The sequence below is a fragment of the Shewanella sp. ISTPL2 genome, assembly GCF_013283205.1.
Taxonomy (GTDB): Bacteria; Pseudomonadota; Gammaproteobacteria; order Enterobacterales; family Shewanellaceae; genus Shewanella; species Shewanella oncorhynchi.
Genome location: NZ_JAAPAV010000001.1, coordinates 564,715 through 587,818, shown reverse-complemented (window position 1 = coordinate 587,818; position 23,104 = coordinate 564,715). Strand labels below are relative to the sequence as shown.

Annotated in this window: 16 protein-coding genes; 11 read left to right on the top strand and 5 right to left on the bottom strand. The window is 45.1% G+C overall.

Annotated elements, in window-relative coordinates; all coding sequences use genetic code 11:
* Nucleotides 1–27 precede the first annotated feature (27 nt).
* From HUB64_RS02575 to HUB64_RS02565, 3 genes are all read left to right on the top strand, one after another.
* Nucleotides 28–2,652 (top strand): TonB-dependent receptor, encoded by a 2,625-nt coding sequence (locus HUB64_RS02575; RefSeq protein WP_105249929.1) that lies wholly within the window; start codon nt 28–30, stop codon nt 2,650–2,652.
* A gap of 149 nt (nt 2,653–2,801) precedes the next feature.
* Complete coding sequence (locus HUB64_RS02570) at nt 2,802–4,325, top strand: tryptophan halogenase family protein (RefSeq protein WP_173246247.1); 1,524 nt, start codon at nt 2,802–2,804, stop codon at nt 4,323–4,325.
* 43 nt (nt 4,326–4,368) lie between these two features.
* Nucleotides 4,369–5,055, top strand: a complete 687-nt coding sequence (locus HUB64_RS02565; protein WP_173246244.1) for a SapC family protein — start codon at nt 4,369–4,371, stop codon at nt 5,053–5,055.
* Nucleotides 5,056–5,157: 102 nt separating this feature from the next.
* Here the strand turns inward: HUB64_RS02565 and HUB64_RS02560 are convergent, their stop codons facing one another.
* On the bottom strand, nt 5,158–5,898 hold the full coding sequence (locus HUB64_RS02560; RefSeq protein ID WP_309247087.1) for a sulfite exporter TauE/SafE family protein: 741 nt from the start codon (nt 5,896–5,898) through the stop codon (nt 5,158–5,160).
* 671 nt (nt 5,899–6,569) lie between these two features.
* Here HUB64_RS02560 and HUB64_RS02555 point away from each other — a divergent pair.
* The 8 genes from HUB64_RS02555 to nagP all read left to right on the top strand — a co-directional run bounded on the left by HUB64_RS02555 (nt 6,570) and on the right by nagP (nt 18,644).
* Nucleotides 6,570–7,586: an ABC transporter substrate-binding protein gene (locus tag HUB64_RS02555; protein WP_173246241.1), complete on the top strand. Its 1,017-nt coding sequence runs from the start codon at nt 6,570–6,572 to the stop codon at nt 7,584–7,586.
* Nucleotides 7,586–9,064 (top strand): methyl-accepting chemotaxis protein, encoded by a 1,479-nt coding sequence (locus HUB64_RS02550; protein ID WP_173496295.1) that lies wholly within the window; start codon nt 7,586–7,588, stop codon nt 9,062–9,064. Before HUB64_RS02555 ends, HUB64_RS02550 begins: the two co-directional genes overlap by 1 nt.
* A 28-nt stretch (nt 9,065–9,092) precedes the next feature.
* The gene (locus HUB64_RS02545) at nt 9,093–11,891 is read left to right on the top strand and encodes a family 20 glycosylhydrolase (RefSeq protein WP_173496294.1); all 2,799 of its coding nucleotides are present in this window, start codon (nt 9,093–9,095) and stop codon (nt 11,889–11,891) included.
* Nucleotides 11,892–12,114: 223 nt separating this feature from the next.
* Nucleotides 12,115–13,050 carry an N-acetylglucosamine kinase gene (gene nagK, locus HUB64_RS02540; RefSeq protein ID WP_173496293.1) on the top strand — a complete coding sequence of 312 codons (936 nt, stop codon included), beginning with the start codon at nt 12,115–12,117 and terminating at the stop codon, nt 13,048–13,050.
* Nucleotides 13,051–13,067: 17 nt separating this feature from the next.
* Entirely contained in the window at nt 13,068–14,066 is a 999-nt protein-coding gene (gene nagB-II / locus HUB64_RS02535) for a glucosamine-6-phosphate deaminase NagB-II (protein ID WP_028760900.1), read from the top strand.
* 190 nt (nt 14,067–14,256) lie between these two features.
* Nucleotides 14,257–15,411, top strand: coding sequence for an N-acetylglucosamine-6-phosphate deacetylase (nagA, locus tag HUB64_RS02530; protein WP_173246230.1), 1,155 nt, complete (start codon nt 14,257–14,259; stop codon nt 15,409–15,411).
* Between the two features lie 173 nt (nt 15,412–15,584).
* The gene (nagX, locus tag HUB64_RS02525) at nt 15,585–16,739 is read left to right on the top strand and encodes a transmembrane glucosamine N-acetyltransferase NagX (protein WP_173496292.1); all 1,155 of its coding nucleotides are present in this window, start codon (nt 15,585–15,587) and stop codon (nt 16,737–16,739) included.
* A gap of 606 nt (nt 16,740–17,345) precedes the next feature.
* Nucleotides 17,346–18,644, top strand: a complete 1,299-nt coding sequence (gene nagP / locus HUB64_RS02520) for an N-acetylglucosamine MFS transporter NagP (protein WP_105252977.1) — start codon at nt 17,346–17,348, stop codon at nt 18,642–18,644.
* Between the two features lie 82 nt (nt 18,645–18,726).
* On the opposite strand, the gene HUB64_RS02515 is transcribed toward nagP, so the two are convergent.
* From HUB64_RS02515 to HUB64_RS02500, 4 genes are all read right to left on the bottom strand, one after another.
* Nucleotides 18,727–19,449 carry a TorF family putative porin gene (locus HUB64_RS02515; protein WP_168823509.1) on the bottom strand — a complete coding sequence of 241 codons (723 nt, stop codon included), beginning with the start codon at nt 19,447–19,449 and terminating at the stop codon, nt 18,727–18,729.
* A 183-nt stretch (nt 19,450–19,632) separates the two neighbouring features.
* Entirely contained in the window at nt 19,633–19,998 is a 366-nt protein-coding gene (locus tag HUB64_RS02510) for a cupin domain-containing protein (RefSeq protein WP_168823507.1), read from the bottom strand.
* Nucleotides 19,999–20,028: 30 nt separating this feature from the next.
* Nucleotides 20,029–21,519 (bottom strand): CoA-acylating methylmalonate-semialdehyde dehydrogenase, encoded by a 1,491-nt coding sequence (locus tag HUB64_RS02505; protein ID WP_173496291.1) that lies wholly within the window; start codon nt 21,517–21,519, stop codon nt 20,029–20,031.
* A 69-nt stretch (nt 21,520–21,588) separates the two neighbouring features.
* The gene (locus HUB64_RS02500; protein WP_173496290.1) at nt 21,589–22,926 is read right to left on the bottom strand and encodes an aspartate aminotransferase family protein; all 1,338 of its coding nucleotides are present in this window, start codon (nt 22,924–22,926) and stop codon (nt 21,589–21,591) included.
* Nucleotides 22,927–23,104 lie beyond the last annotated feature (178 nt).

Below are 23,104 nucleotides of genomic sequence, written 5' to 3'. Positions count from 1 at the left end.
ATAATAAAGTTATGGAAGGGAAACGAGATGCGACCATCAACCTTTAAGAAAACTGTACTAGCTACAAATATTGCTATCCTACTCGGCAGTGCTGTATCCATTAGCGCTGTTGCTGCAGACGCCGTGGCAACCACCGCAGCACCTGAAAATATTGAAAAAATTGAAGTTCGCGGTATGAGAGCATCAATGAAGGCATCAGTTAACGACAAACGTTTTTCTGATGCTGTAGTGGATGCGGTCACAGCAGAAGATATTGGTAAATTTCCAGATGGAGATGTGGGTGAGTCTTTAGGACGCATTCCTGGTGTTGCGGTTAATCGTCAATTTGGTCAAGGCCAACAAGTATCAATTCGTGGTGCTTCAAGCCAGTTAACCAGTACTCTATTAAATGGTCATTCTGTGGCTTCAACGGGTTGGTTTGATCAACAAGCTATTGACCGTAGCTTCAATTACAGTCTATTACCACCAGAAATGGTGGGCGGTATTCAAGTTTTCAAATCATCTCAGGCAGATATTGCCGAAGGTGGTATTGGTGGTACTGTAATTGTTAAAACCCGTAAACCATTAGATTTAGATGCAAATTCTGTATTTTTAAGTACAAAGGGGGATTACGGCACTGTATCTGAAGAGATTGATCCACAAACCTCAGGACTTTATAGCTGGAAAACGGAAGATGAAAAGTTCGGTTTCTTAGTCGCAGGTTCTTTAGATAAAACTCAATATCAACGTAATGGTATCGAATCTTTACTAGGTTGGGGAGAGATAGTTCCGACCACATTCCAGCAAGACCGAGAGCGTACCGCTGTTAATGCTGCATTCCAATACAGACCAACTGATAATCTTGAGTTTGGTTTGAATTTGATGAGCCTTCAACTTGATGCAAACAATGCTAATACTTCAATTTTCTTATTTCCTACTCAGCAGGGTGAAAATACTTGCCTTAAGAAAAATGCTGCAGGCGTATGTACATTAGTTGAGCACACAGGTAAAGGTGGATTTGCTTGGGCTCAAACTTGGGCACGTAAAGCGAGTATGTCTTCTGACACAATTGATTTGGATTTTGCATATCAGGCAGATGCTTATAAGTTAGAAGGTCGTATTGGTAAGACCAAAGCTGAAGGTGGTACCGATTTAACTTCAAACTATGGTCAGTCTATTGGTAAACCTGAAGATTTCGCGGGTATCTATGATGCTACTGGCGATGTCATTGATATTAACATTGCAAACAACGCATTTGATGCTTCTGATTTTAATGGAAAATTAGAAACAGCGGGTTGGGCTCTAAAAAAACAACCTAATACGGATGAAGAGTCCTTTGCGACATTTGACATTACTATTCCTGTTGAGCTAGGTGCTATTACGTCATTTAAATCAGGCATTAGTTATGCCGATCATGATGTTACTCAAACTACCGAGGCTGCTCAATCCTCTAATATAGTAGCAAAAGATGCATCAGCTTATTATTCTGGTACTATGTCATCTGGCGCAGGCTTCACCTTACCTAAGCCCATTTTTGATAACATGATTAATGATGCCTATGCTGCTATCGATGGTTTTACTCTCGATAAATCAGGATATGGCACACTGCAAGAAAAGAATTTAGCGCTCTATACTATGGCTACATTCGCTGGTGAAGGCGTTCGTGGTAACTTCGGTTTAAGATATGTGTCTACTGATGTTGAATCTGATTATTATGCGTTCAGCAAAACAGGTACATATGCTGATGGTTTAAGTACTGATAAAGCCAGCTATAACGATGTTTTACCAAGTGTAAATATTGCATTTGACCTTGCAAGTGATTTAATTTTAAGAGCCTCAGCAGCTCAAGTTATTTCACGTCCAAATTATGCCGATTTATTCGCAACCTCTAAGTTACCTGGCTTCAACGATGGTACTCCTGGTAACGAGAAGAAAGTCACCGGTAGCGTAAATTTACAACCTTTCAAAGCTTCACAAGCAGATGTAAGTTTAGAATGGTACTTCAGTGGAGAAGGTTTATTTGCAGCAACTTACTTTATCAAAGATGTAAGTTCATTTATCTCTACAAGAGAAAAACTGAATCAACAAATCGGAATTGAAGATCCCAACCTAATCACTGCAGGTGGTAGTACATGTGGTGCGGGTATTTACGATTGTTGGACTGTAAGTGAAAATTATAACGCTAATGGTGGCTCAATTGATGGTATCGAACTTCAGTTACAAGATTCATTCGATAGTGGTTTAGGTTACTCAGTTAACTACACCTTTGCAGACGCTTCATCACCAGCTGAAAACTATGCAGACCGTGTTGGAGTATTCTCTGACTCATCCAAACATACTGTAAACTTAGTTGGTTACTACGAAATGGATGATTTCTCAGCTCGGGTAGCTTATAACTGGCGTTCTGAATATATGATGCGTGAATTACCAGGGTTCTATGGTAACCGTGAACATCAAGCGTATGGCACCTTAGATTTAAGTGCTAGCTATAATCTAACAGATTATCTGTCGTTAACTTTTGAAGTGGTTAACTTGCTTGAAGAAGATAGCGTACAAAAAGGTGTATCTCCAGTGGATGCAGAGGGGGTTATTAGTGAATTTAAAGATAATTACCCTGTATGGAGTTTTGATGGTGAAGCCCGTTATAAACTCGGTGTTGCGTTGCGCTTCTAATTTAATTAGTTAGATTAATAAGAGCCTAGCAATTGCTAGGCTTTTTATTAAGCACTAAACTGCGTTAAATTAAAAGTAGTAATATTAAAGGGCTAATGGTTATCCAATATATGACTCAATGTGTTCATGCTTAATTGTAGGATCATGCTATGATTATAAGAAAAGTAGCGATAGTTGGTGGTGGGACATCAGGTTGGTTAGCTGCTAATCATTTAGGACTGGTTTTAAAGAACAATCCAGAACTCTCCATTACGCTCATCGAATCTCTAGATATCCCCATTATTGGTGTTGGTGAGGGGACTGTTCCCTCAATACGTAAATCATTATCAAGCTTTGGTATAAGTGAGTCAGACTTTATTAAATCTTGTGACGTCACTTTTAAACAGTCAATAAAGTTTGTAAATTGGCTCGATCGAGCAAAGCACGGAAACAATAATTTTTATCATCACCTTTTTGATATGCCGAGTCCATTGGGTGAGGATTTGACACCATATTGGTTAACTCATCCAAGAGAGCACTTTGCCGATTTAGTCTCGCCACAGCATGCCGTTTGTGAGGAAAATAAAGGACCTAAGTTTATAACAACTCCGGAGTATGGTGGCGTTATGGGTTATGCTTACCATCTTAATGCCGCAAAGTTTGCTAAGTTATTAGCTAAAAATGCCATTGAACGATTTAATGTTGAACATATTTATGCAACGGTAAATGATATTTCTTTAGAGAAAGATGGTTCTATTTGTTCATTGTTGACAGATAAAGGAGAGTTATTTTTTGATTTCTATATTGATTGCAGTGGTTTTGAATCTATTTTGTTAGCAAAAAGATTTGATGTACCATTTATTGATCAATCACACCAACTCTTCATTAATACAGCATTAGTTGCTCAAGTGCCCACACAGGCTTTAGATCAAATTCCGCCATTTACGATTGCAACGGCTCATCAGGCAGGGTGGATTTGGGATATTGCCCTCACGCAAAGACGTGGAACTGGTTTTGTCTACTCGACTGATTATATGAGTAATGCTGAAGCTGAAGATACATTTGATCAGTACTTAGGTGGTCAACTTGCCGATCTTTCACATAGAAAAATTGCTATGAAAGTTGGTTATCGTCAGCAGTTTTGGGTAAAAAATTGTGTTGCATTAGGCTTAGCACAGGGATTTTTAGAACCGATTGAAGCGACATCTATTCTACTGACGGACTTTTCTGCACGCTTTCTTGCGGAGCGATTTCCTTCCGATAAAGATGATATTGATTATCTTGCTAAGCGCTTTAATGAAACAGTTTCTCAAGCGTGGGAGAGAGTCGTTGAATTTGCTAAGTTACATTATTGTTTATCCGACAGGTCAGACTCTGCTTTCTGGCGTGATAATCGCACCGGTGAAACTATTCCTGAAGGCTTAAAACAACGTCTTAAAATGTGGCAAGATTTTATTCCAATCGCAGAGGATTTCCCTTCAAAGTTTGAAGTGTTCAACAGAGAAAATTATTTATATGTGCTTTGCGGTATGAAGTATTCTACTCGACCAACTTATAGCAATGCAGAAGTTGATCAACGCGTTGTTCAACATCTGGCTAAGATGACGTTGTTAAAAAGTAAAATGATAAGTGAGTTGCCAGATCATAGAGAACTACTTGATAAAATCCGTCTCTACGGATTGCAATCTATATAGAATTGTACGAGTTATATAGAAAATATTAACAAGGAAAATAAAGATGACAACACATTATGTCCCTTTGAATGATTCTATTCATAGACACTTAAAAGTGAAAAATATTATTGACTATAAAGTTTTTGAAAAAATGCACATGTTGCCTCTTCAGGTTCAAGAGTTCATGTCAGCAGCGACGAGCTTTCCTATTATATTTACCAAAAATTCTCAAACAGGTGAATTCTTACCTGTAGCAGTTACATCTTTAAAAGAGAACTCGAACAAATTGATGATAAATGGTAGATGGATTGCTCGTTATTTACCTATTCAAGTTCAATTGTATCCTTTGGGTGCGAGTTATATTGATAATAAAATAATTATTGGAATTGATCTAAATAACTCGTCTGTGTGTGAAAACGGTGAAAATTCTTTGTTTACAGCTGATGGCGATAATACTGCTTATCTCAATACGCAGCTAGAGTTGGCCAGTCTTCAGGCTGACTATCAGGAAATGACAAAACATTTTATTAAGACTTTAATACAGCATGAGCTATTACAGCCTAGAACATTAACAGTAAATGCTCTGGACGGTACTAAGACCAATATTAATGGTATTTATACCGTTGATGAACAAAAAATTCATGAACTAGACGAAAGCGTTATGCTGGATTTTGCAAAATGTGGATTTTACTCTGTGATTTATGCACACCTTTGTTCTCTTAGTTTAATTGATTTAGTTATGGATAAATAACATTTAAAGAATGGTGTCATGCTGTATTGGTGGCATCAAATTATACGATTTATTTATGCTAGTTTTAAATTTAAGTAATGAATATGAATCACTTATAAATTTCTAACTCGCCAACATTACGCTACCCGTCAAAATGATCCAAATGGAGAAAAAGAGTTTTAATACTTTTACTGGGAGAAAGAGTGCTAATTTACGAGCGAGTAATCCTCCGATAATGGCGCCAGGGCCTGCGAATAAAACTAGCTCAAAGAGGGCATGGCTATTTGTTGGAAAAATATGGATAGGGCTTGCTGACCAAACTGTAATCGCAGAAACAACAACGCCAGTGGCGACCGCCATTTTGGCGCATAGTCCCCTTATCATGAGATAAATGACGACTAATTCACCGACGCCTACCGATAACCAAGCTGTGATAATACCGCCGAAATAGCCAATGAGAGCGAGCCAAAGAAAATCGACCGGCATTATAGAGCGAGTGATTTGTGTGCTACTTTTGCTACTGATAATGATGGCGATACCAAGCACTATCGAGAAAATGCTAAAGCTGGTGTGTAGCGAAGAGGGCGAATTGAGTTGTAGTAATTGGCTACTCCAGAAACCTAAGACAGAAAAGAAGGCTGCAAGTAATGATGCTTTTACAAAACCAGACCATGCATCATCTTCTCGGTGGTGCTTTTTATAATGCAGTGACCATGAAATCGCGCCTGCTGTCATGCCAAAGCATTGGATCATAAATGAAGTCGAGACACTTTGAGACTCACTAAAGTTGAGGCTCGAAAATACCGGAATAAAGATGACGCCACCGCCAGCTCCTGTCGAGTTTGCAAATATCGCTCCTGTGATTCCTAGAAAAACGAAGCGTCCATATTCTTGGATAAGATCAAATAGCGAATGAAAATGGCTCGCCTAAAATAACCAAGCTCCACAGAGTAGTAATATCAAACTGAGGTTTAGGTAATATCGATTTAAGCGCGGAGCAGGCTGGGTATTATTGGGCACAAGTGTGTTAATGGGATTCATCAATAGCTACCGTGATCTTTGTCATGTTATCGCTATGTTATCAATGAAAGACAGCGTTGTCACATAAGCTTGAATAAATAACTTAAAAATTTTAAGTATATGAAAAATTAGCATTAATTATGTATTTTCATAAAAAATAACAATAATTGTCAAAAAAATGTAGAAATCCTGTTCTTTCTTGTGTACTTTAATAATGACAACGCTGTCATCTGCTTGTGTGACGCGTTGTTTGTAAGGTCTGCATGAGAGGATGAGGTCTCCTTATCATGTGTTTGGCAGGAGTATTGCTGTCGGGCGGCGATACGTTTGTCTTTGATATTTTGATAGTCTCTCCCCAGAAACTAGCGTGGGCTGGGTACTGTAAGCAGTGCCCAGCCATTTTTTTAGGATGTTTTACGGTATTACTCAATTGCCTACCTCAGCACTTGAACGTTAGCGGCATAGATAAATAAAACTCACTGGTATAAACCAGATAATAAAAGAGGCTGCAATTTATGGCGATTCATTTAACGGCTGTGATGCGTGTCATTGCAATTGGCATGACGAGTGTCATTGCCCATATCACCGCACTCATCATGACAAGAAGAACGGTTGGCATACCCCTGTTTATAATGGCATTAGCGTTTTTTTCGGCATTTTCCTCTTTTGCTGTATTTGCTACCGACACAGCTATAAACCATTTAGCTTCAAATTCTGATGTGTCTAAATCGTCTGCACAGGTTTCAAAAAAAATCACCACCGCGATACAGCAGGAATGGTTACTAAAGTTACTTGATGAAGCACTGCGGCGCTCGGATTCGGGTTATCAAGCGCAAGAAATGTCGACTCAAATGAATCAAAAGCGCAAGGTCGAAGAAGCACTCGCTGGGACAGTCGACGTGTTTTGGAGCATGACCTCAAAGGAATTGGAAGAAACTGTGCTTCCCGTGCGCATTCCATTGTTTAAAGGGTTACTCGGTAATCGGCTGCTGATTATCCGTAAATCGGATGAGGCACGATTTGCTAATGTGAAAACCATGGCGGATTTTAGGCAGTTAAAGGCGGGGCAAAATCGTTATTGGCCCGATGCAACGATTTTAGAAGCCAATGGATTACCCGTCGTCACTAGCTATCAGTACACCAATTTATACCCCATGTTAGAAGGCGGGCGTTTCGATTATCTTGCCCTCGGCGCCCAGGAAATTGGCGAAGAACTCGCAAATCACCCCGATCCCGCACTTAAGGTCGATAGCCATATCCTGCTGCAATATCGTTCGCCAGCTTATTTCTTTGTTTCCCCTAAGCGCCCCGAACTTGCTGCGGCCATTTTAGCCGGGCTTGAAAGTATGGTAAGCGACGGCTCTTTTGATGAGATGTTTAATCGCGAGCTTAAAATTGAGCAACTGTATCGTGAGGCTAAGTTTGAACAACGGGTGATTATCCGTCTTGATACACCTGATTTAAGTCCATTAACACCAATAGAACGCACAGAATTATGGTTAGATCTTTTTAGTATGCAAGGTGCAAAATAATGAAAACATTAGCCTTAAAAGTACAGATTGGATTAGCGGCAGCAATTTTTATGATTGTTAGCGTTCTGTTCGGTGCATCTTACTGGTTGGCGAGCGATAAATTGGCCGCCAGTGAAACTGAGTTTGAAGAAAATACCGTCGCCAATTTACAAGTGACCATGGCGCAGCCCATCTTCACCTACGACTATGAGCAGATCCGTGCAGTGCTATCTGTGATGCTTAAATCTGCGCAGATTTATCATATTGTCGTGAGTGACCATCGCGGTAAAGTGTTAGCCGAGAGTCAACAGGCTCAAACAGTGGCCGATGAGTATCTAGTGAAACGTGAAATTCAATTTGCTGAGCAAGGTAACCCAACGGGCCAATTGGCTATTCAGTTTTCTATGTTGCCTATTCGCGCTCAGTTGTCAGATTTACTCTTAGGTTATTTCTTGCAGGCGTTGTTAATTCTCGGTGGCAGTTTATTTGTTATCTTCATTATTCTTAAACGTTTAGTGATTAATCCACTTGGGAATGTGGTCCGTGCTATGGAAGAAATTGCCAGCGGTGACGGCGATTTATGCCACAGATTACCCGTTGAGAGTCAGGATGAGATTGGTCAGCTTGCCAAGGCATTTAATGGTTTTGTTGAGCAAATTCACGGCACGATTTCCAGAGTGCACGAAACCTCAGGGCAATTACTGGGCGATGCCAAAGCGCTTGGTTCACTGTCGCAAACCAACAATGATCGCGTGCAAACCCAACTAAAAGAAACCGAGGCGGCAGTGACGGCTGTAACTCAGCTAAGTGCCAGTGCTAACGAAGTTGCCATTAATGCCAAGCGCACCGCGGATGCAGCGAGTCAGGCCGATAAAGCGGTCGATGACAGTCAGCGGCAGTTCGATTCGGGATTAGATATTACCCGTAAACTGGCATCTGAATTAGCCCGCTCGGCACTGTCTATTTCACAGTTACAGCAAGAAACGCAAAAGATTGATGAAGTCGTTGTAGTCATCAACAGTATTGCCGAACAGACCAACTTACTGGCGCTTAATGCTGCGATTGAGGCGGGTGAACAAGGGCGCGGTTTTGCTGTGGTTGCCGACGAAGTGCGTACGCTGGCGAGCCGAACCCAACAGGCAACTGGTGAGATCCAGAAGATGATCCAGCAGGTCCAGAGCCGAGTGGCCGAAACGGTCACTGTGATGCAAGCGAGCCAAGCCCTCTCAACTCAGGGCGTTAACCGCTCAGAAGAAATTAAGTTAGTACTCACTAAAGTGACTGATTTAGTCTCAAATATCAGTAATATGAACATCGAAGTTTCCCATGCGGCGCAGGAGCAAACCTGCGTCACCGAAGCGATTTCTCGTACGTTAAATGATCTTGCCAATGTCTCAGGTTCAGCCTCACTCGATAGCGAGCACTTAGCGCACTCAAGTGAGCGACTGTTTCACCAAGGGGAAAGACTGTGGACGTTAGTAACTTCCTTCAGATTGTAGCCATTTCTGGAGCTAGATAAGGATAATCATGAATAAAACACTTTCAGCAAGCGCCATTTTACTGGCTTTAGGATTAACGGCCTGTTCCGAGGCGCCTGTGACGCCTTCCGCAGCGTCAGCCGATAAGGCTGTGGCTCAAACACTGCAAGTTCAGGACGCATTAACTCAAGCGCAGTTGCAACAACTCGGGGATTCGTTAGTCGTAACTTACCGTGTTGTGACCAATGTGCCAGACGATAAGTGCCTAAAAGATAAAGCCGATGGTCGCTGTTTTGTCGCTCAAATTGATTTCGTGCCCGGTGTGGATTTAGCCAGCCAAGATTGGGAAATTTATTTAAGCCAAATGCGCCCAGTGCAATCGGTTGAAAGCGGTGAATTGACGATAACGCACGTTAAAGGCGATTTACATCGTATTACGCCAACGGCCGCTTTTAAGGGATTTGTTAAGGGCGAGAAAAAGCAACTGACATTCCGTGGTGAGCCGTGGCAATTGGCTGAAACCGACGCTATGCCAAACTATTACCTCGCAGCAAAAGGATTAGAACCCGTCATTATCGCCAGCACTCAAGTGGGTAAAGATGCCGAAACGGGTTTAGAGACGCGTCCGTATGTTGAAGGGGTTACGAATTTTAAAACCCAATATCAACGCACTGAAACGGATAAACTCGCGCCAGCCGATGCCGCGCAATTATTTAAAGACAATCAAAGCGTGAGTGAAGATGCCGCCTTGGCTGTGGATACCATTATCCCAACGCCACAAAAGGTGAAGATCCATTCAACTGATACACCTGTATCCCTTGCTGGTGGTATTAAGCTCGAATATCAGCAAGATAACCCAGAGCAAAAGAGTCAAGTTGCGGCGGCTGTGGCACGTTTAGCTCGCCTGGGTGTGGCTGAATCTGCGAGTGGCATTACGGTGAAATTTGCCAGCCAAAAAGGGGATGAGGGCAGTTATCGCTTAGATATTCAGCCAACTGAAATTGTGATTGCTGCCAATGATGCGGCGGGCTTCTCTTACGGTTTGTCATCACTAGCAAGCCTTGTGGATGTGAATTCGCTGAAAGTGAATGCCATGACCATTGAAGACAGCCCACGTTATCCGTTCCGTGGTATGCACATTGATGTGGCACGTAATTTCCACAGCAAACAATTGTTGCTGGATTTGCTCGACCAAATGGCGGCTTATAAGCTCAATAAACTGCATTTACACATGGCTGACGATGAAGGTTGGCGACTCGAAATCGACGGGTTACCTGAGCTGACCGACATCGGTAGTAAACGTTGTCATGATCTTGCTGAAAATACCTGTCTGTTACCGCAACTGGGCAGTGGTCCTTTTGCGGAGTCGAGCGTTAATGGTTTCTATACTAAACAAGACTATATCGACATAGTGAAATATGCTGAGGCGCGTCAAATTCAAGTGATCCCATCGATGGATATGCCGGGTCATAGCCGCGCCGCGATTAAAGCGATGGATGCGCGTTTTCGTCGATTACAGGCTGAAGACGTAGAGCTTAAAAACACGGGCAAAGTGCAGGTTGTCCCTGTGCAGGAAACGGCAAATCAAGCTAGCACAGCGGTAAAAGCGTTAGATGCGGGCGCTCGTCAATTGCAAGCTGAAGGAAAAACCACTGCAGCTGAGCAATATTTGTTATCCGATGAAAACGACAAAACGGTTTATTCTTCAGTGCAATATTACGACGACAATACGCTTAACGTGTGTATGGAGTCGACTTATCACTTTGTCGATAAAGTGATTGATGAAATTGCCAAGTTACACCAAGCCGCGGGTCAACCATTGACGCGTTACCACATTGGTGCCGATGAAACGGCGGGAGCGTGGAAACAATCTCCGCAGTGTTTAGCATTTGTCGCCAATAACGATAAAGGCGTTAAGTCGATAGATGACTTAGGCGCTTATTTTATTGAACGAATTTCGACTATGTTAGCGGCAAAAGGCATTGAAGCAGCAGGATGGAGCGATGGTATGAGCCATGTTCGCCCTGAAAATATGCCTGCTAAGGTGCAGTCTAATATTTGGGATGTGATAGCCCACAAAGGTCATTCGCGCGCCAATCAGCAGGCGAATCTAGGCTGGGAAACCGTACTTTCTAATCCTGAGGTATTGTACTTTGACTTCCCCTATGAGGCCGATCCTAAAGAGCATGGCTATTACTGGGCGAGCCGCGCGACCAATAGCCATAAAGTCTTTAGCTTTATGCCTGATAATTTAGCCGCTAACGCCGAGCAATGGACCGATATTGAAAATCAGCCATTCGAAGCGGATGACAGAATAAAACTTGATGAGGCGGGTAACAAAGTCTCGGGTCCAAGGGAGAAAGGTAAACCCTTTACTGGCTTGCAAGGGCAGGTTTGGAGTGAGTCGATTCGCAGTGACGATACGATTGAATACATGGTGTTTCCGCGTTTGTTGATGCTGGCTGAGCGTGCTTGGCATCAAGCTGCGTGGGAAGTGCCTTATCAGTATCAAGGCGCTGTGTATAACCAAAGCTCTGGGGCTTTTACCTTAGCCATGCGTGATGCACAGGCAAAGGAGTGGCAACAACTTGCGAATACCTTGGGCCACAAAGAGTTTATCAAGCTAGATAAAGCGGGGATTGATTATCGCGTACCGACGGTCGGCGCCGAGATCCGTGACGGTAAACTGTTTGCTAATATTGCCTATCCCGGGCTCAAACTTGAATACCGAAGTCTAAATGGCCAATGGCAAGCTTATCAAGCGGGATTGGCGGTCACTGCACCGATTGAGATCCGCGCCATTGCGGCCGATGGTATTCGTAAAGGCCGAAGTTTAATCGTTAACTAAATCAATTTTTATATCTGGCTGTATTTTAAAGATAAAATACAGCCTTTTTGTTTTTCTGTGTCAGTGATTCCCTAAATTTGATTTTAGATCATAAATCACTTAAAAAAGTAAATGACAACGCTGTCATTTTTGCTGTAACATTGAGTTAACTAAAGTTGAGCGCTGTATTAACGGCAAATAATAAGCAACGGTAGCGCTGCATTGATAGGTGAAGAGGGGTGTCATGGGGTTAGTCCAGACAAAAGATCAACCACTGTTTATAGGTGTAGATGGAGGCGGTAGTAAATGCCGAGCCACCATCTACTGCGCAGACGGTACCGTTTTAGGGACAGGTGTTGCTGGACGCGCAAATCCACTGCATGGTCTCACACAAACATTTGAATCCATTGAAGCATCGACTCGCCTGGCGTTGCTGGATGCGGGCATGAACGAGAGCGATAGTCACTTGCTTGTGGCGGGTCTTGGTCTTGCTGGCGTAAATGTCCCTAGGTTATATCAAGATGTTATCAACTGGCAGCATCCTTTTGCAGCCATGTATGTCACTACCGATTTGCATACGGCTTGTATTGGTGCCCACCGCGGGGCCGATGGCGCTGTGATCATCACGGGTACTGGCTCTTGCGGTTATGCCCATGTTGGTGATACCAGCTTGAGTATTGGTGGTTATGGTTTTGCCTTGGGCGATAAGGGCAGCGGTGCTTGGCTGGGACTAAAAGCCGCCGAACACGTGTTGTTAGCACTCGATGGCTTTGCCGTACCGACGCGATTAACTGACATGCTGTTGAGCTACTTTAACGTCACCGATGCGCTCGGCATTGTCGAAAATCTAGCCGGTAAATCATCAAGTTGCTACGCCGCATTAGCCAGAAGTGTGCTCGATTGCGCCAATGAAGGTGACGCAGTCGCGACTGCCATAGTGCAAGAAGGCGCAGATTATATTAGCGACATGGCGCGTAAGCTATTTAGCCTAAATCCGGTGCGTTTTTCGATGATCGGTGGCCTTGCAGAGCCTTTACAAGCCTGGCTCGGTGCCGATGTGGTCGCCAAAATTTCAGAAACCTTAGCACCACCCGAACTTGGTGCTATGTATTTCGCCCAACAAGAATTTAATAAGTCGTTGTCAGTGCACATAGGCACTGAAGCCAAATCCTGTATTTGAACGTGAAGGTAAAAGACATGACAAACACTATTATGGAACAAGAAGCACGCACTGCACCGCAAAAAATTGCGGGTCAATTAGAAGCTAACGCTGACATCATGCAGCAGTTAGGTGAGAAACTGCGCGCCTTCGCCCCTCGTTTTGTGATGATAGTAGGTCGCGGCTCATCGGATCATGCGGGAGTGTTCGCTAAATACTTATTTGAGATTGAAGCGGGTGTACCGACCTTCGCCGCCGCACCTTCAGTGGCGAGTGTGTATGGTAAAACCTTGAAACTCGAAGGCGCGTTAGTCATTGTGATTTCACAATCTGGCCGGAGCCCTGACATTTTGGCGCAGGCGCGTATGGCAAAAAATGCCGGTGCTTTCTGTGTTGCCTTAGTGAATGATGAAAGTGCACCGATTAAAGATATCGTCGATGTCGTTGTGCCTTTACGTGCCGGCGAAGAAAAAGCCGTTGCCGCGACTAAGAGTTACCTCGCGACGTTGTCGGCGATTTTACAACTTGCCGCCGCTTGGACTCAAAGCGAATCGCTTGCTAGCGCCGTCGCTTCTTTACCCCAAGCGCTGCAAACGGCGGTGGACGCTGAGCCACAACTCACGCCAGAATCCGTTGCCGACGTGAAGAACTTAGTCGTACTCGGCCGTGGTTTAGGTTATGCGGTATCCAAGGAAATCGCGCTTAAGCTAAAAGAAGTGTGTTCAATCCATGCCGAAGCGTTCAGTAGTGCCGAGTTCCTCCACGGCCCTGTTACTTTAGTTGAGAAAAAACTCACTATCGTCGATGTGTGTATTGGCGATGAATCTTACGCTAGCCATATTGAACAAATTGAAAACGTGAGCCAACGCGGCGCCGATTTAGTGCATCTGAATCAAACCTCGACTGACATTCACCCACGTGTGGCGCCGTTAGCGTTATTACAACGTTTCTATATCGATGTGGCTGCGGTTGCGATTGCCCGCGGTATCGATCCTGATCAACCGGCGGGCCTTAAAAAAGTGACTCAAACGCTTTAAGCTGCCTAGCTTTAAGTGGCAAAAGTTTAAGAGGTTTAGGTGCTGCGGATTAGATTTAGCGGACTTTTAGCTGCACGATTAAGCAGCTGCACGATTAAACCTGTTCAGCTAAGCTCGTGCAGCTAAGCCCTCGCAGTGAACTTAATTTAAGACTTAAGTTACTCGTGTTATTTATTGAAAGAGGTTTGCGATGAAAATCACCTTGATCGCCGAGCGTATTTTTGATGGTGAATATTTCCATCAAGATGTGCCTGTGACTGTTGAAGACGGGCACATTCTGGCGTTTGATACGGTTGTTGGCGCGAAGGAAATCCGCCAAGCCGGAACGCTGGTGCCTGGTTTTATCGATGTACAAGTGAACGGCGGCGGCGGGGCGTTATTCAATGCCAATCCGAGTGTTGATTGTATTGAGACTATCGGCCGTGCTCATGCGCGTTTTGGCACGACAGGATTTTTACCCACACTTATCACCGATGATGTCAGCGTGATGGCCAATGCGGCCGATGCCGTGGCTGAGGCTTTAGTCAAAGGTAGCGCTGGCGTTTTAGGGGTGCATTTTGAAGGGCCACATTTATCTGTACCTAAAAAAGGTGTGCATCCACAGGGCTTTATTCGCGAAATCACCGATGCTGAACTCGCCGTATTTTGTCGTCAAGATCTGGGGATTAAAGTGGTCACGCTTGCGCCTGAGAATGTGTCGCCAGAGGTGATCCGTACGCTCGTTGCTTCGGGCGTTAAGGTGTGTTTGGGTCATTCTAATGCCGACTACGATACTGTGGTTGCGGCATTAGCGGCAGGCGCTACGGGCTTTACTCATCTTTATAATGCTATGTCTCCTCTGGGCTCCCGTGAGCCTGGCATGGTTGGCGCGGCGATTGAGAGTGAAACCGCTTGGTGTGGTTTGATTGTCGATGGTCACCATGTGCATCCAGCGGCGGCAAAGGTCGCACTACGGGCAAAACCGAGGGGCAAAATGATGTTAGTCACCGATGCTATGCCGCCTGTGGGTATGGACGGTGAGACTAGCTTCGAGCTCTTCGGTACGCAAGTGCTGAGAGTCGGCGACAGATTAAATGCCGTGACCGGTGAGCTGGCGGGTTGTGTGCTCGATATGGTGACTGCGGTCAATAATACGGTGAACTTGTTAGGTTTACCTTTGGCGGAAGCCTTGAGAATGGCGGCGTTATATCCCGCACAGTTCCTCGGGATTGAGCATAAAGCTGGCCGTTTAGCACTGGGACATAGGGCTGATTTTGTTTTGCTCGATGCGCAGAACAAAGTGCAGGCAAACTACATTGCGGGACGGGCCGTCTATTCAGGACAGAGGATAGGGGCACACCCTTAAATCGCTTTCTCAGTTTAGGTGATGTGTAACAATTGGCCCTTGTCGTATTTTGGTGACAGGGGCTAAGTTTTTTTATTGTACAGCACTCATTTTAAACAGTATTAGTTTTGTACAGTATTAGTTTTGCTCAACTTTTATAAAAGCTTTTAATAACAATAATAAAGGATGATGGCATGGGGACTACACAGACAAACGCAATTATGCCAGCAAAGGTGAATAAACCTAGGTTGATGTCTCTGGATGCACTGCGCGGCTTCGATATGTTTTGGATTTTGGGCGGTGAGGCCCTGTTTGGGGGCTTGCTTATTTTAACGGGCTGGGCAGGTTGGCAATGGGGCGATGAACAAATGCACCATAGCCAATGGCATGGTTTTCACTTCTACGATTTGATTTTTCCGCTGTTTATTTTCCTCTCTGGTGTGGCCTTAGGTTTATCTCCCAAACGTTTAGATAAATTACCGATGAAGGATCGATTACCTGTGTATCGGCATGGGATTAAACGACTCTTTTTATTGCTGCTACTGGGCATTTTATATAATCACGGTTGGGGTACGGGCGCGCCTGCCGATCCTGAAAAAATTCGCTATGCCAGTGTGTTAGGTCGAATCGCCTTTGCATGGTTCTTTGCCGCATTACTGGTGTGGCATACGAGCTTACGAACGCAAGTTATTGTCGCCTTGGGCATTTTACTCGGTTATGGCGCAATGCAACTTTGGTTGCCTTTCCCCGGTGGACAGGCGGGCGTGCTTTCGCCAACGGAATCCATCAATGCCTATGTCGATTCGATGTTATTACCCGGCATAAGCTATCAGGGACGTACACCCGATCCTGAAGGTTTACTGTCGACCATCCCCGCCATAGTCAATGCGTTAGCGGGTGTGTTTGTCGGCCACTTTATTGTTAAATCCCATCCTAAAGGTGAGTGGGTCAAAGTGGGATTACTCGCCGTAGCAGGTGGTGCTTGCTTAGCCTTAGGTTGGCTGTTGGATCTTATTATTTCGGTCAATAAAGATCTGTGGACCAGTTCATTTGTGCTGGTGACGTCGGGCTGGAGCATGCTCCTGCTGGCGGTATTCTATGCACTAGTCGATGTGCTTAAGTGGCAAAAAGCCGCATTTTTCTTCGTGGTGATAGGCACCAACGCCATCATTATTTACCTAGCCTCGAGTTTAGTGGATTGGAAATATATCGCCCAAAGCGTGTTTGGCGGCTTAGTGATGGCCTTGCCTGAAAATGCTCAAGCGTTAGCTGCGGTTATCAGCTTACTTGCGGTGCAGTGGCTGGTTTTATATTGGATGTATCGCCGCAATATTTTTGTCAGAATTTAGTCAGTTAGCTTAATCGCTTGAGATAAGCCGCACGCACTCAGTGTCTGCGGCTTTTTTTACATTATTTTCTGGATGTGAGTCATCACTTACTTATACCAATCGTATTAAATATCTGTTCATTCAGCGGGAGTTCAACGCGCTTTAGACAAGGCGAAGGCTTGAAAGCATAGTGGTGCTCTGTCGAAAACCTTAAACGCAGTATAAAGCGCGTTGCCATGTAGTGAACATCAGCCGCCCTTCGGGAGCCACACAGGCATCCCACTCCGGTGTTGCATTGACTTAAAAGGGAATAACCATTTCTGCGTCAATGCGCCTTGGATTGAGATGCCTGTGAGGCTCTGAACTGATTAGATATTTATGTGATTGGTATTACTACTAGTTGTCTGCTAATTAATGATTACGAGGGAATATTCGCGAGAATTTATTAAATGACAGCGTTGTCTTTTTGTGTTATTTGTTTTAACATCACTGAAACAATGGTGCGTTTGGATGATAACATTAGCCATTGCGGACGAGTCGCGATACGGATATTCGGGAACTTAGGCATTAATTTAAACCCCGTTATCACCTAAATAATTAATTACTATAAGAAGCAGGTTTATGGAAATGACACTCGATAAAAGCCAGCAGAAAAGCAGCTTTCTCCCCATGGCCATAGTGGCCGCTCTCTTTTTCATCCTCGGATTCGCCACTTGGTTGAATGGTTCTTTGATGCCTTATTTGAAACAAATATTGCAACTCAATCCCTTTCAAGCGTCGTTGATCCTGTTTTCTTTCTACATTGCAGTGACCTTTACTGCCTTGCCATCCGCTTGGCTTATTCGCAAAGTCGGCTATAAGAATGGTATGGCTATAGGCATGGGCGTGATGATGTTGGCGGGCTTACTGTTTATCCCTGCTGCGGAAACACAAATATTTGCCCTATTCCTTTTCGCCCAATTAGTGATGGGCGCAGGCCAAACCCTATTACAAACTGCGGTTAACCCTTATGTGGTGCGTTTGGGGCCTGAAGAATCTGCGGCCGCCCGTGTCAGTGTGATGGGTATTTTGAATAAAGGTGCGGGTGTGATTGCGCCTTTGGTGTTTTCGGCGTTGATTTTAGACAGCTTTAAAGACCGTATTGGTACTGAGCTAACTCAAGTACAAATTGAAGAAATGGCTGACGGTTTAGTATTCCCCTATTTAGGCATGGCCATTTTTATCGGTATCTTAGCGCTCGCGGTAAAAAAATCACCTTTGCCAGAGTTGTTGAATGAAGATGAAGCTGCTGAAAATACTGATAAAGGGCAACTTAAAGCGGCATTATCTCACCCTAACTTAGCCTTTGGCGTGTTAGCGCTGTTTGTTTATGTTGCTGTAGAGGTTATTGCTGGCGATACCATTGGTACATTTGCTTTGTCTTTAGGCATAGAGTCATACGGTGTTATGACTTCCTATACTATGGTGTGTATGGTGTTGGGTTATTCTTTAGGTATCCTGTTAATTCCTCGTTTTATTTCACAGCCTAAGGCTTTGATGGTGTCGGCTATTCTGGGTTTGTTACTGACGTGCGGTATTTTGTTTGGCGACAATAATTCCTACGCTATTGCTAATGTTTTGTTAGTGCCTTTTGGCGGTGTGGCGCTGCCCGATACTTTGTTGATGATTGCTTTTCTTGGTTTAGCTAATGCGATTGTTTGGCCTGCGGTGTGGCCGCTAGCCTTGTCTGGTATGGGGAAATTGACCAGTACAGGTTCTGCGCTTCTCATCATGGGGATTGCAGGTGGCGCCTTTGGTCCAGTGTCTTGGGGGTTAATGAGTTCGGCGACAGATATGGGCATGCAGGGCGGTTATATTGTGATGTTGCCATGCTACTTGTTCATTCTGTTCTACGCGGTGAAAGGCCATAAGATGCGCAGTTGGTAGACAAGTCAGCTTGAACAGCTAAAAAGAAGCCCTCGATGATGAGGGCTTTTTTGTGTCTTAGTTGGACCAAGCTAAAGCGAAGTTAGAACGCGTAACTTACGCTCGCAAGTACGGTATCTGAGTTTTTGAATGCACCGTCAGAGACTTTTTGGTCACCGCTGAGATCTGTGCCTAACCAAGCGAGAGAAAGCCCAAAGCCTGCCAATTCGGTCGATACGCCAACAGAGTAATCTGAGTAGCTATCAAAACCTTCACCATCATCTAAGGCATCACCCACGTTATAGCCGTAGTGCAGATCGATACTCCAGTTTTCAACAAATTCGTAGGAGTAGTTTAGTTCTCCATAGTGATAATCTAAGTCAGTACCACCGTAATCATTGGTAAACCAATAGGCTAGGCGAAAGCCCTTAAATTCCATACCCGTAATCACTTCGAAATAACCTATATCACTCTCGCCTGAGTAGTTATAACGGTTAAGGGTGATGTCGTAGGTCAGATCTTCGTTGATCTCACCACCATAGGCGACATAGAAATCGTATTCGATTGCTGGGCCGTTATAACCTGGCTCATCAAAATCCACGTTACTTGCCCAAGCGCCGACAGAGAAACCCGAATCGAAGCTCCAATCGATACCACCTTGCAGGGCAGGATCGCCAGCGGTTTGTGATACGCCGCGAAAACGATAGTCGTTAGTAAGACTAATTTCCCCAGTCACTTCGGCGGTGGCAATGCCGGAGAATAGGGTCGTGGTTAGCGCGAGTCCGACAAGCTGTACCAGCCGTTTTTTTTTCAGATTATTATGCACGGTATTTCTCCCATTTTCTTTGTTGACTCGGACGTGTTACTGGCGACCATGGTTATTCAATCGCGCCAGTGCATCCGTTGGTTTGCCAAACAACAGCCTAGGAAAACCCGTTGCTGTGACCTCATGGCGAGTTATTGCTAAGATAACTTAGCTTTTTTGAGGCTAACATCAGCCTCGTCGATCTCACTTTTGTTCGAAAATGACGTAAACCTTGCGGCAGGGCTCCACGACTTCCCAAGTGCCTTGAAAACCCGCGGGTATGATAAACCTGTCACCCACAGTGAACGTCTGCGATTGACCTTGAAGATCGGTGACAACACTCATCCCTTCGAGGATTTCGCAGTACTCGTATTCAGTGTAGTTTATTTTCCAAGCGCCTGATTCACTTTGCCAAATTCCACTGTGAAATTGATCACAAGGGCTAGAATAATGATTCTCTAATCCTTGAGTTGGATTGCCTGCTAACAACTTTTCCGCCGGTAACTGATAGGTTTCGACGGGTGTTTGCGCCGTAGCAAAGCGAATAATGGCGTTGATACTTACAGTCATTTGCGATTTCCTTGTTGAGCTGACATTCAGCTATTTCATCGTTGGCATCACAAACTCGGCTTGAGTCTGTTTACCTACGGGCCAGCGGGCAGTAATTGCCTTACGCTTGGTATAAAAACGCACGCCATCGGGGCCATGCATATGCAGCGGCCCAAACAGTGAACGCTTCCAACCGCCAAAACTGTGGAACGCCATCGGCACCGGGATCGGCACGTTCACTCCAACCATACCGACTTGTACGTGGTGGCAGAAATGCCGCGCCGCTTCACCACTTTGGGTGAAAATAGCCGTGCCATTACCAAATTCGTGTCGGTTAATCAGCTCAAGCGCCGTTGGGTAATCTTTCACGCGCACAATCGCCAGCACTGGGCCAAAGATTTCTTCGCGGTAGATGCTCATTTCAGGCGTGACGTGGTCGAACAAACAGGCGCCGAGGAAATAACCCTGTGGATTTTCTTCAACACTCAGTTTACGGCCATCGACCAGCAGCGCTGCGCCTTCTTGAACACCGGCTTCAACATATTGGGTGACCTTGGCAAGGTGTTGTTTTGAGATCAGCGGACCCATTTCCATCTCTGGCGTTAGGCCGTTGCCGACTTTTAAGGTTTGGATTTGCGGTAGCAGTTTTTCCACTAACGCGTCGCCCACATCGCCTACCGCGAGTACGACTGAAATTGCCATACAACGCTCACCAGCACTGCCGTAAGCGGCACCCATTAAGGCGCTAACGGCTTGATCTAAATCTGCATCTGGCATGAGTAACATATGGTTTTTCGCGCCGCCTAAGGCTTGCACGCGTTTGCCATGTTTAGAGGCTGTACTGTAGATGTATTCAGCAATCGGCGTTGAGCCCACAAAGCTCACCGCTTGCACATCTTTATGGGTGAGTAAGGTATCGACGGCTTCTTTGTCGCCGTTTATCACGTTAAACACGCCATAGGGAAGACCCGCTTCTTTAAGCAGCTCGGCAATCCGCATCACCGAGCTTGGGTCTTTTTCCGAGGGTTTCATAATAAAGGTGTTACCGCAGGCAATCGCGATTGGGAACATCCACATGGGAACCATCACGGGGAAGTTAAAGGGCGCTATGCCTGCGACAACACCTAAAGCTTGATTAACTGACCAAGAATCGACGCCGCCACCGACTTGCTGGGTGTGTTCACCTTTAAGCAAGTGCGGAATACCACAGGCAAATTCGACCACTTCGAGACCACGGATCAACTCGCCCTTAGCATCGTCGATCACTTTGCCGTGCTCACGGGTGATAAGCTGCGCCATTTCATCTAGGTGCTGCTCGACTAAGGCTTTGAATTTAAACAGCACTCGAGCACGGTTGAGCGGCGTGACTTGCGACCAGGTTTCAAAGGCGGTTTTAGCGATTGCGATGGCTTCACCCACTTCAGTTTCGCTTGCGAGTGAGACTTGGCCACGTAGTTCACCCGTGGCAGGTTCAAAAATATCTTGGGTTCTGGTACTGGCAGGGGTGTGCTGACCATTAACAAAATGAGTGATCTTGAGCATAGTTAACCTTTGAAGTTCCCCGCCGCAGTGGGGTGTTAAATGTGAGAGTAGAACGAACCGCTGGTGCTATTATCCAATGGCGTTAATGGCATCGCTTAGGCTATTAACCATTTGGTCAATTTCGCGTTTATCGACAATCAGTGGTGGTGACATGGCAATAATGTCGCCCGTGGCTCGCACTAAAGTACCGTGGCGGAAGCAGTGTTCAAACACGCCGTAACCCCGTTTACCCGCGCCTTGAGCGTTAGGGGTGAATTGAATCCCCGCCACTAAGCCTGTGTTGCGGATATCAATCACATTCGGCAACCCTTTGAGGCTGTGCACTGCGTCTTCAAAGTAGCGTTCAAGCTCAAAACTACGTTCGAATAATTGCTCATTCTCATAAATCGATAGGGTGGCAAGTGCCGCAGCCGCGGCCACGGGATGACCTGAATAGGTGTAACCGTGGAAAAACTCAATCAGTTCTGTGGGGCCTTGCATGCAAGTGTCGTGGATAAAATCTTGCACAAACACTGCGCCCATAGGGATGGCGCCGTTATTGATGGCTTTAGCAGTGGTGATCATGTCTGGAATAACGCCCCAACGTTGACTCGCAAAAGCGGCGCCAACGCGGCCAAAAGCGGTAATGACTTCGTCAAAAATCAGTAGGATGCCGTGCTTTTTAGTGATTTCACGCAGACGTTTTAAGTAACCTTGTGGCGGCAATATCACCCCTGCTGAGCCTGACATTGGTTCAACGATCACGGCGGCAATATTCTCGGCGCCATGCAGGGTCACTAGTTGTTCTAATACTTCGGCTTTTTCAGCGCCAAAGTGCGAGAGTCCACGGGTAAATGCCGCATTTTGGATATCTAAGGTGTGCGGTAAGTGATCGACGCCTTGCAATAATTGGCCGCTAAATGCTTTGCGGTTATTGCTTAATCCACCCACAGAGATGCCGCCAAAGCCGACACCGTGGTAACCCATTTCGCGCCCGATAAAGCGGGTGCGTGAGGCTTGACCATTGGCTCTGTGATAGCAAAGTGCCATCTTAAGCGCAGTATCGACGGACTCAGAACCTGAGTTAGTAAAGAAGACTTTGTTCAATCCCTCAGGACTGAGCTCGACTAACCGCTCGGCAAGTTCAAAGGCGATAGGATGACCCATTTGGAAGGAGGGCGCGTAGTCCATCTCTTTAATTTGTTTGCTGACCGCTTCGCTGATTTCTTTGCGACCATGGCCTGCGTTACAACACCATAAACCGGCGGTGGCATCTAATACCTTATTACCATCAATATCCGTGTAATACATGCCTTCCGCTTTGGTGAGTAATCGCGGGTTGGTTTTGAATTGGCGGTTGGCGGTAAAAGGCATCCAGAAATGTTCAAGTGAGGGTGCGCTTGAGGAATTGAGCGGCAAATCGGCCATAGTGTCTACCTTGTCCTGTATTTTCAGGTCTTGTTTTAGGGTGGCTAATATTTGCTATGCTATGTTAGAAATAATGAACATGGAAGAGCCGTGTGCAGTTATTTGTGGCAAAAAAGCTATTTTTGTAAAAAATATTGAATTTTATTGCTTAAACAGCGTAACCTGAAGCTCGGATTAT

Coding starts and splice junctions, on each gene's coding strand:
- nagB-II (WP_028760900.1), top strand. CDS start 13,068: ATGACAAACACTATTATGGAACAAGAAGCACGCACTGCACCGCAAAAA.
- nagX (WP_173496292.1), top strand. CDS start 15,585: ATGGGGACTACACAGACAAACGCAATTATGCCAGCAAAGGTGAATAAA.
- HUB64_RS02500 (WP_173496290.1), bottom strand. CDS start 22,926: ATGGCCGATTTGCCGCTCAATTCCTCAAGCGCACCCTCACTTGAACAT.
- nagA (WP_173246230.1), top strand. CDS start 14,257: ATGAAAATCACCTTGATCGCCGAGCGTATTTTTGATGGTGAATATTTC.
- nagP (WP_105252977.1), top strand. CDS start 17,346: ATGACACTCGATAAAAGCCAGCAGAAAAGCAGCTTTCTCCCCATGGCC.
- HUB64_RS02575 (WP_105249929.1), top strand. CDS start 28: ATGCGACCATCAACCTTTAAGAAAACTGTACTAGCTACAAATATTGCT.
- nagK (WP_173496293.1), top strand. CDS start 12,115: ATGGGGTTAGTCCAGACAAAAGATCAACCACTGTTTATAGGTGTAGAT.
- HUB64_RS02555 (WP_173246241.1), top strand. CDS start 6,570: ATGGCGATTCATTTAACGGCTGTGATGCGTGTCATTGCAATTGGCATG.
- HUB64_RS02570 (WP_173246247.1), top strand. CDS start 2,802: ATGATTATAAGAAAAGTAGCGATAGTTGGTGGTGGGACATCAGGTTGG.
- HUB64_RS02510 (WP_168823507.1), bottom strand. CDS start 19,998: ATGACTGTAAGTATCAACGCCATTATTCGCTTTGCTACGGCGCAAACA.
- HUB64_RS02550 (WP_173496295.1), top strand. CDS start 7,586: ATGAAAACATTAGCCTTAAAAGTACAGATTGGATTAGCGGCAGCAATT.
- HUB64_RS02505 (WP_173496291.1), bottom strand. CDS start 21,519: ATGCTCAAGATCACTCATTTTGTTAATGGTCAGCACACCCCTGCCAGT.
- HUB64_RS02545 (WP_173496294.1), top strand. CDS start 9,093: ATGAATAAAACACTTTCAGCAAGCGCCATTTTACTGGCTTTAGGATTA.
- HUB64_RS02565 (WP_173246244.1), top strand. CDS start 4,369: ATGACAACACATTATGTCCCTTTGAATGATTCTATTCATAGACACTTA.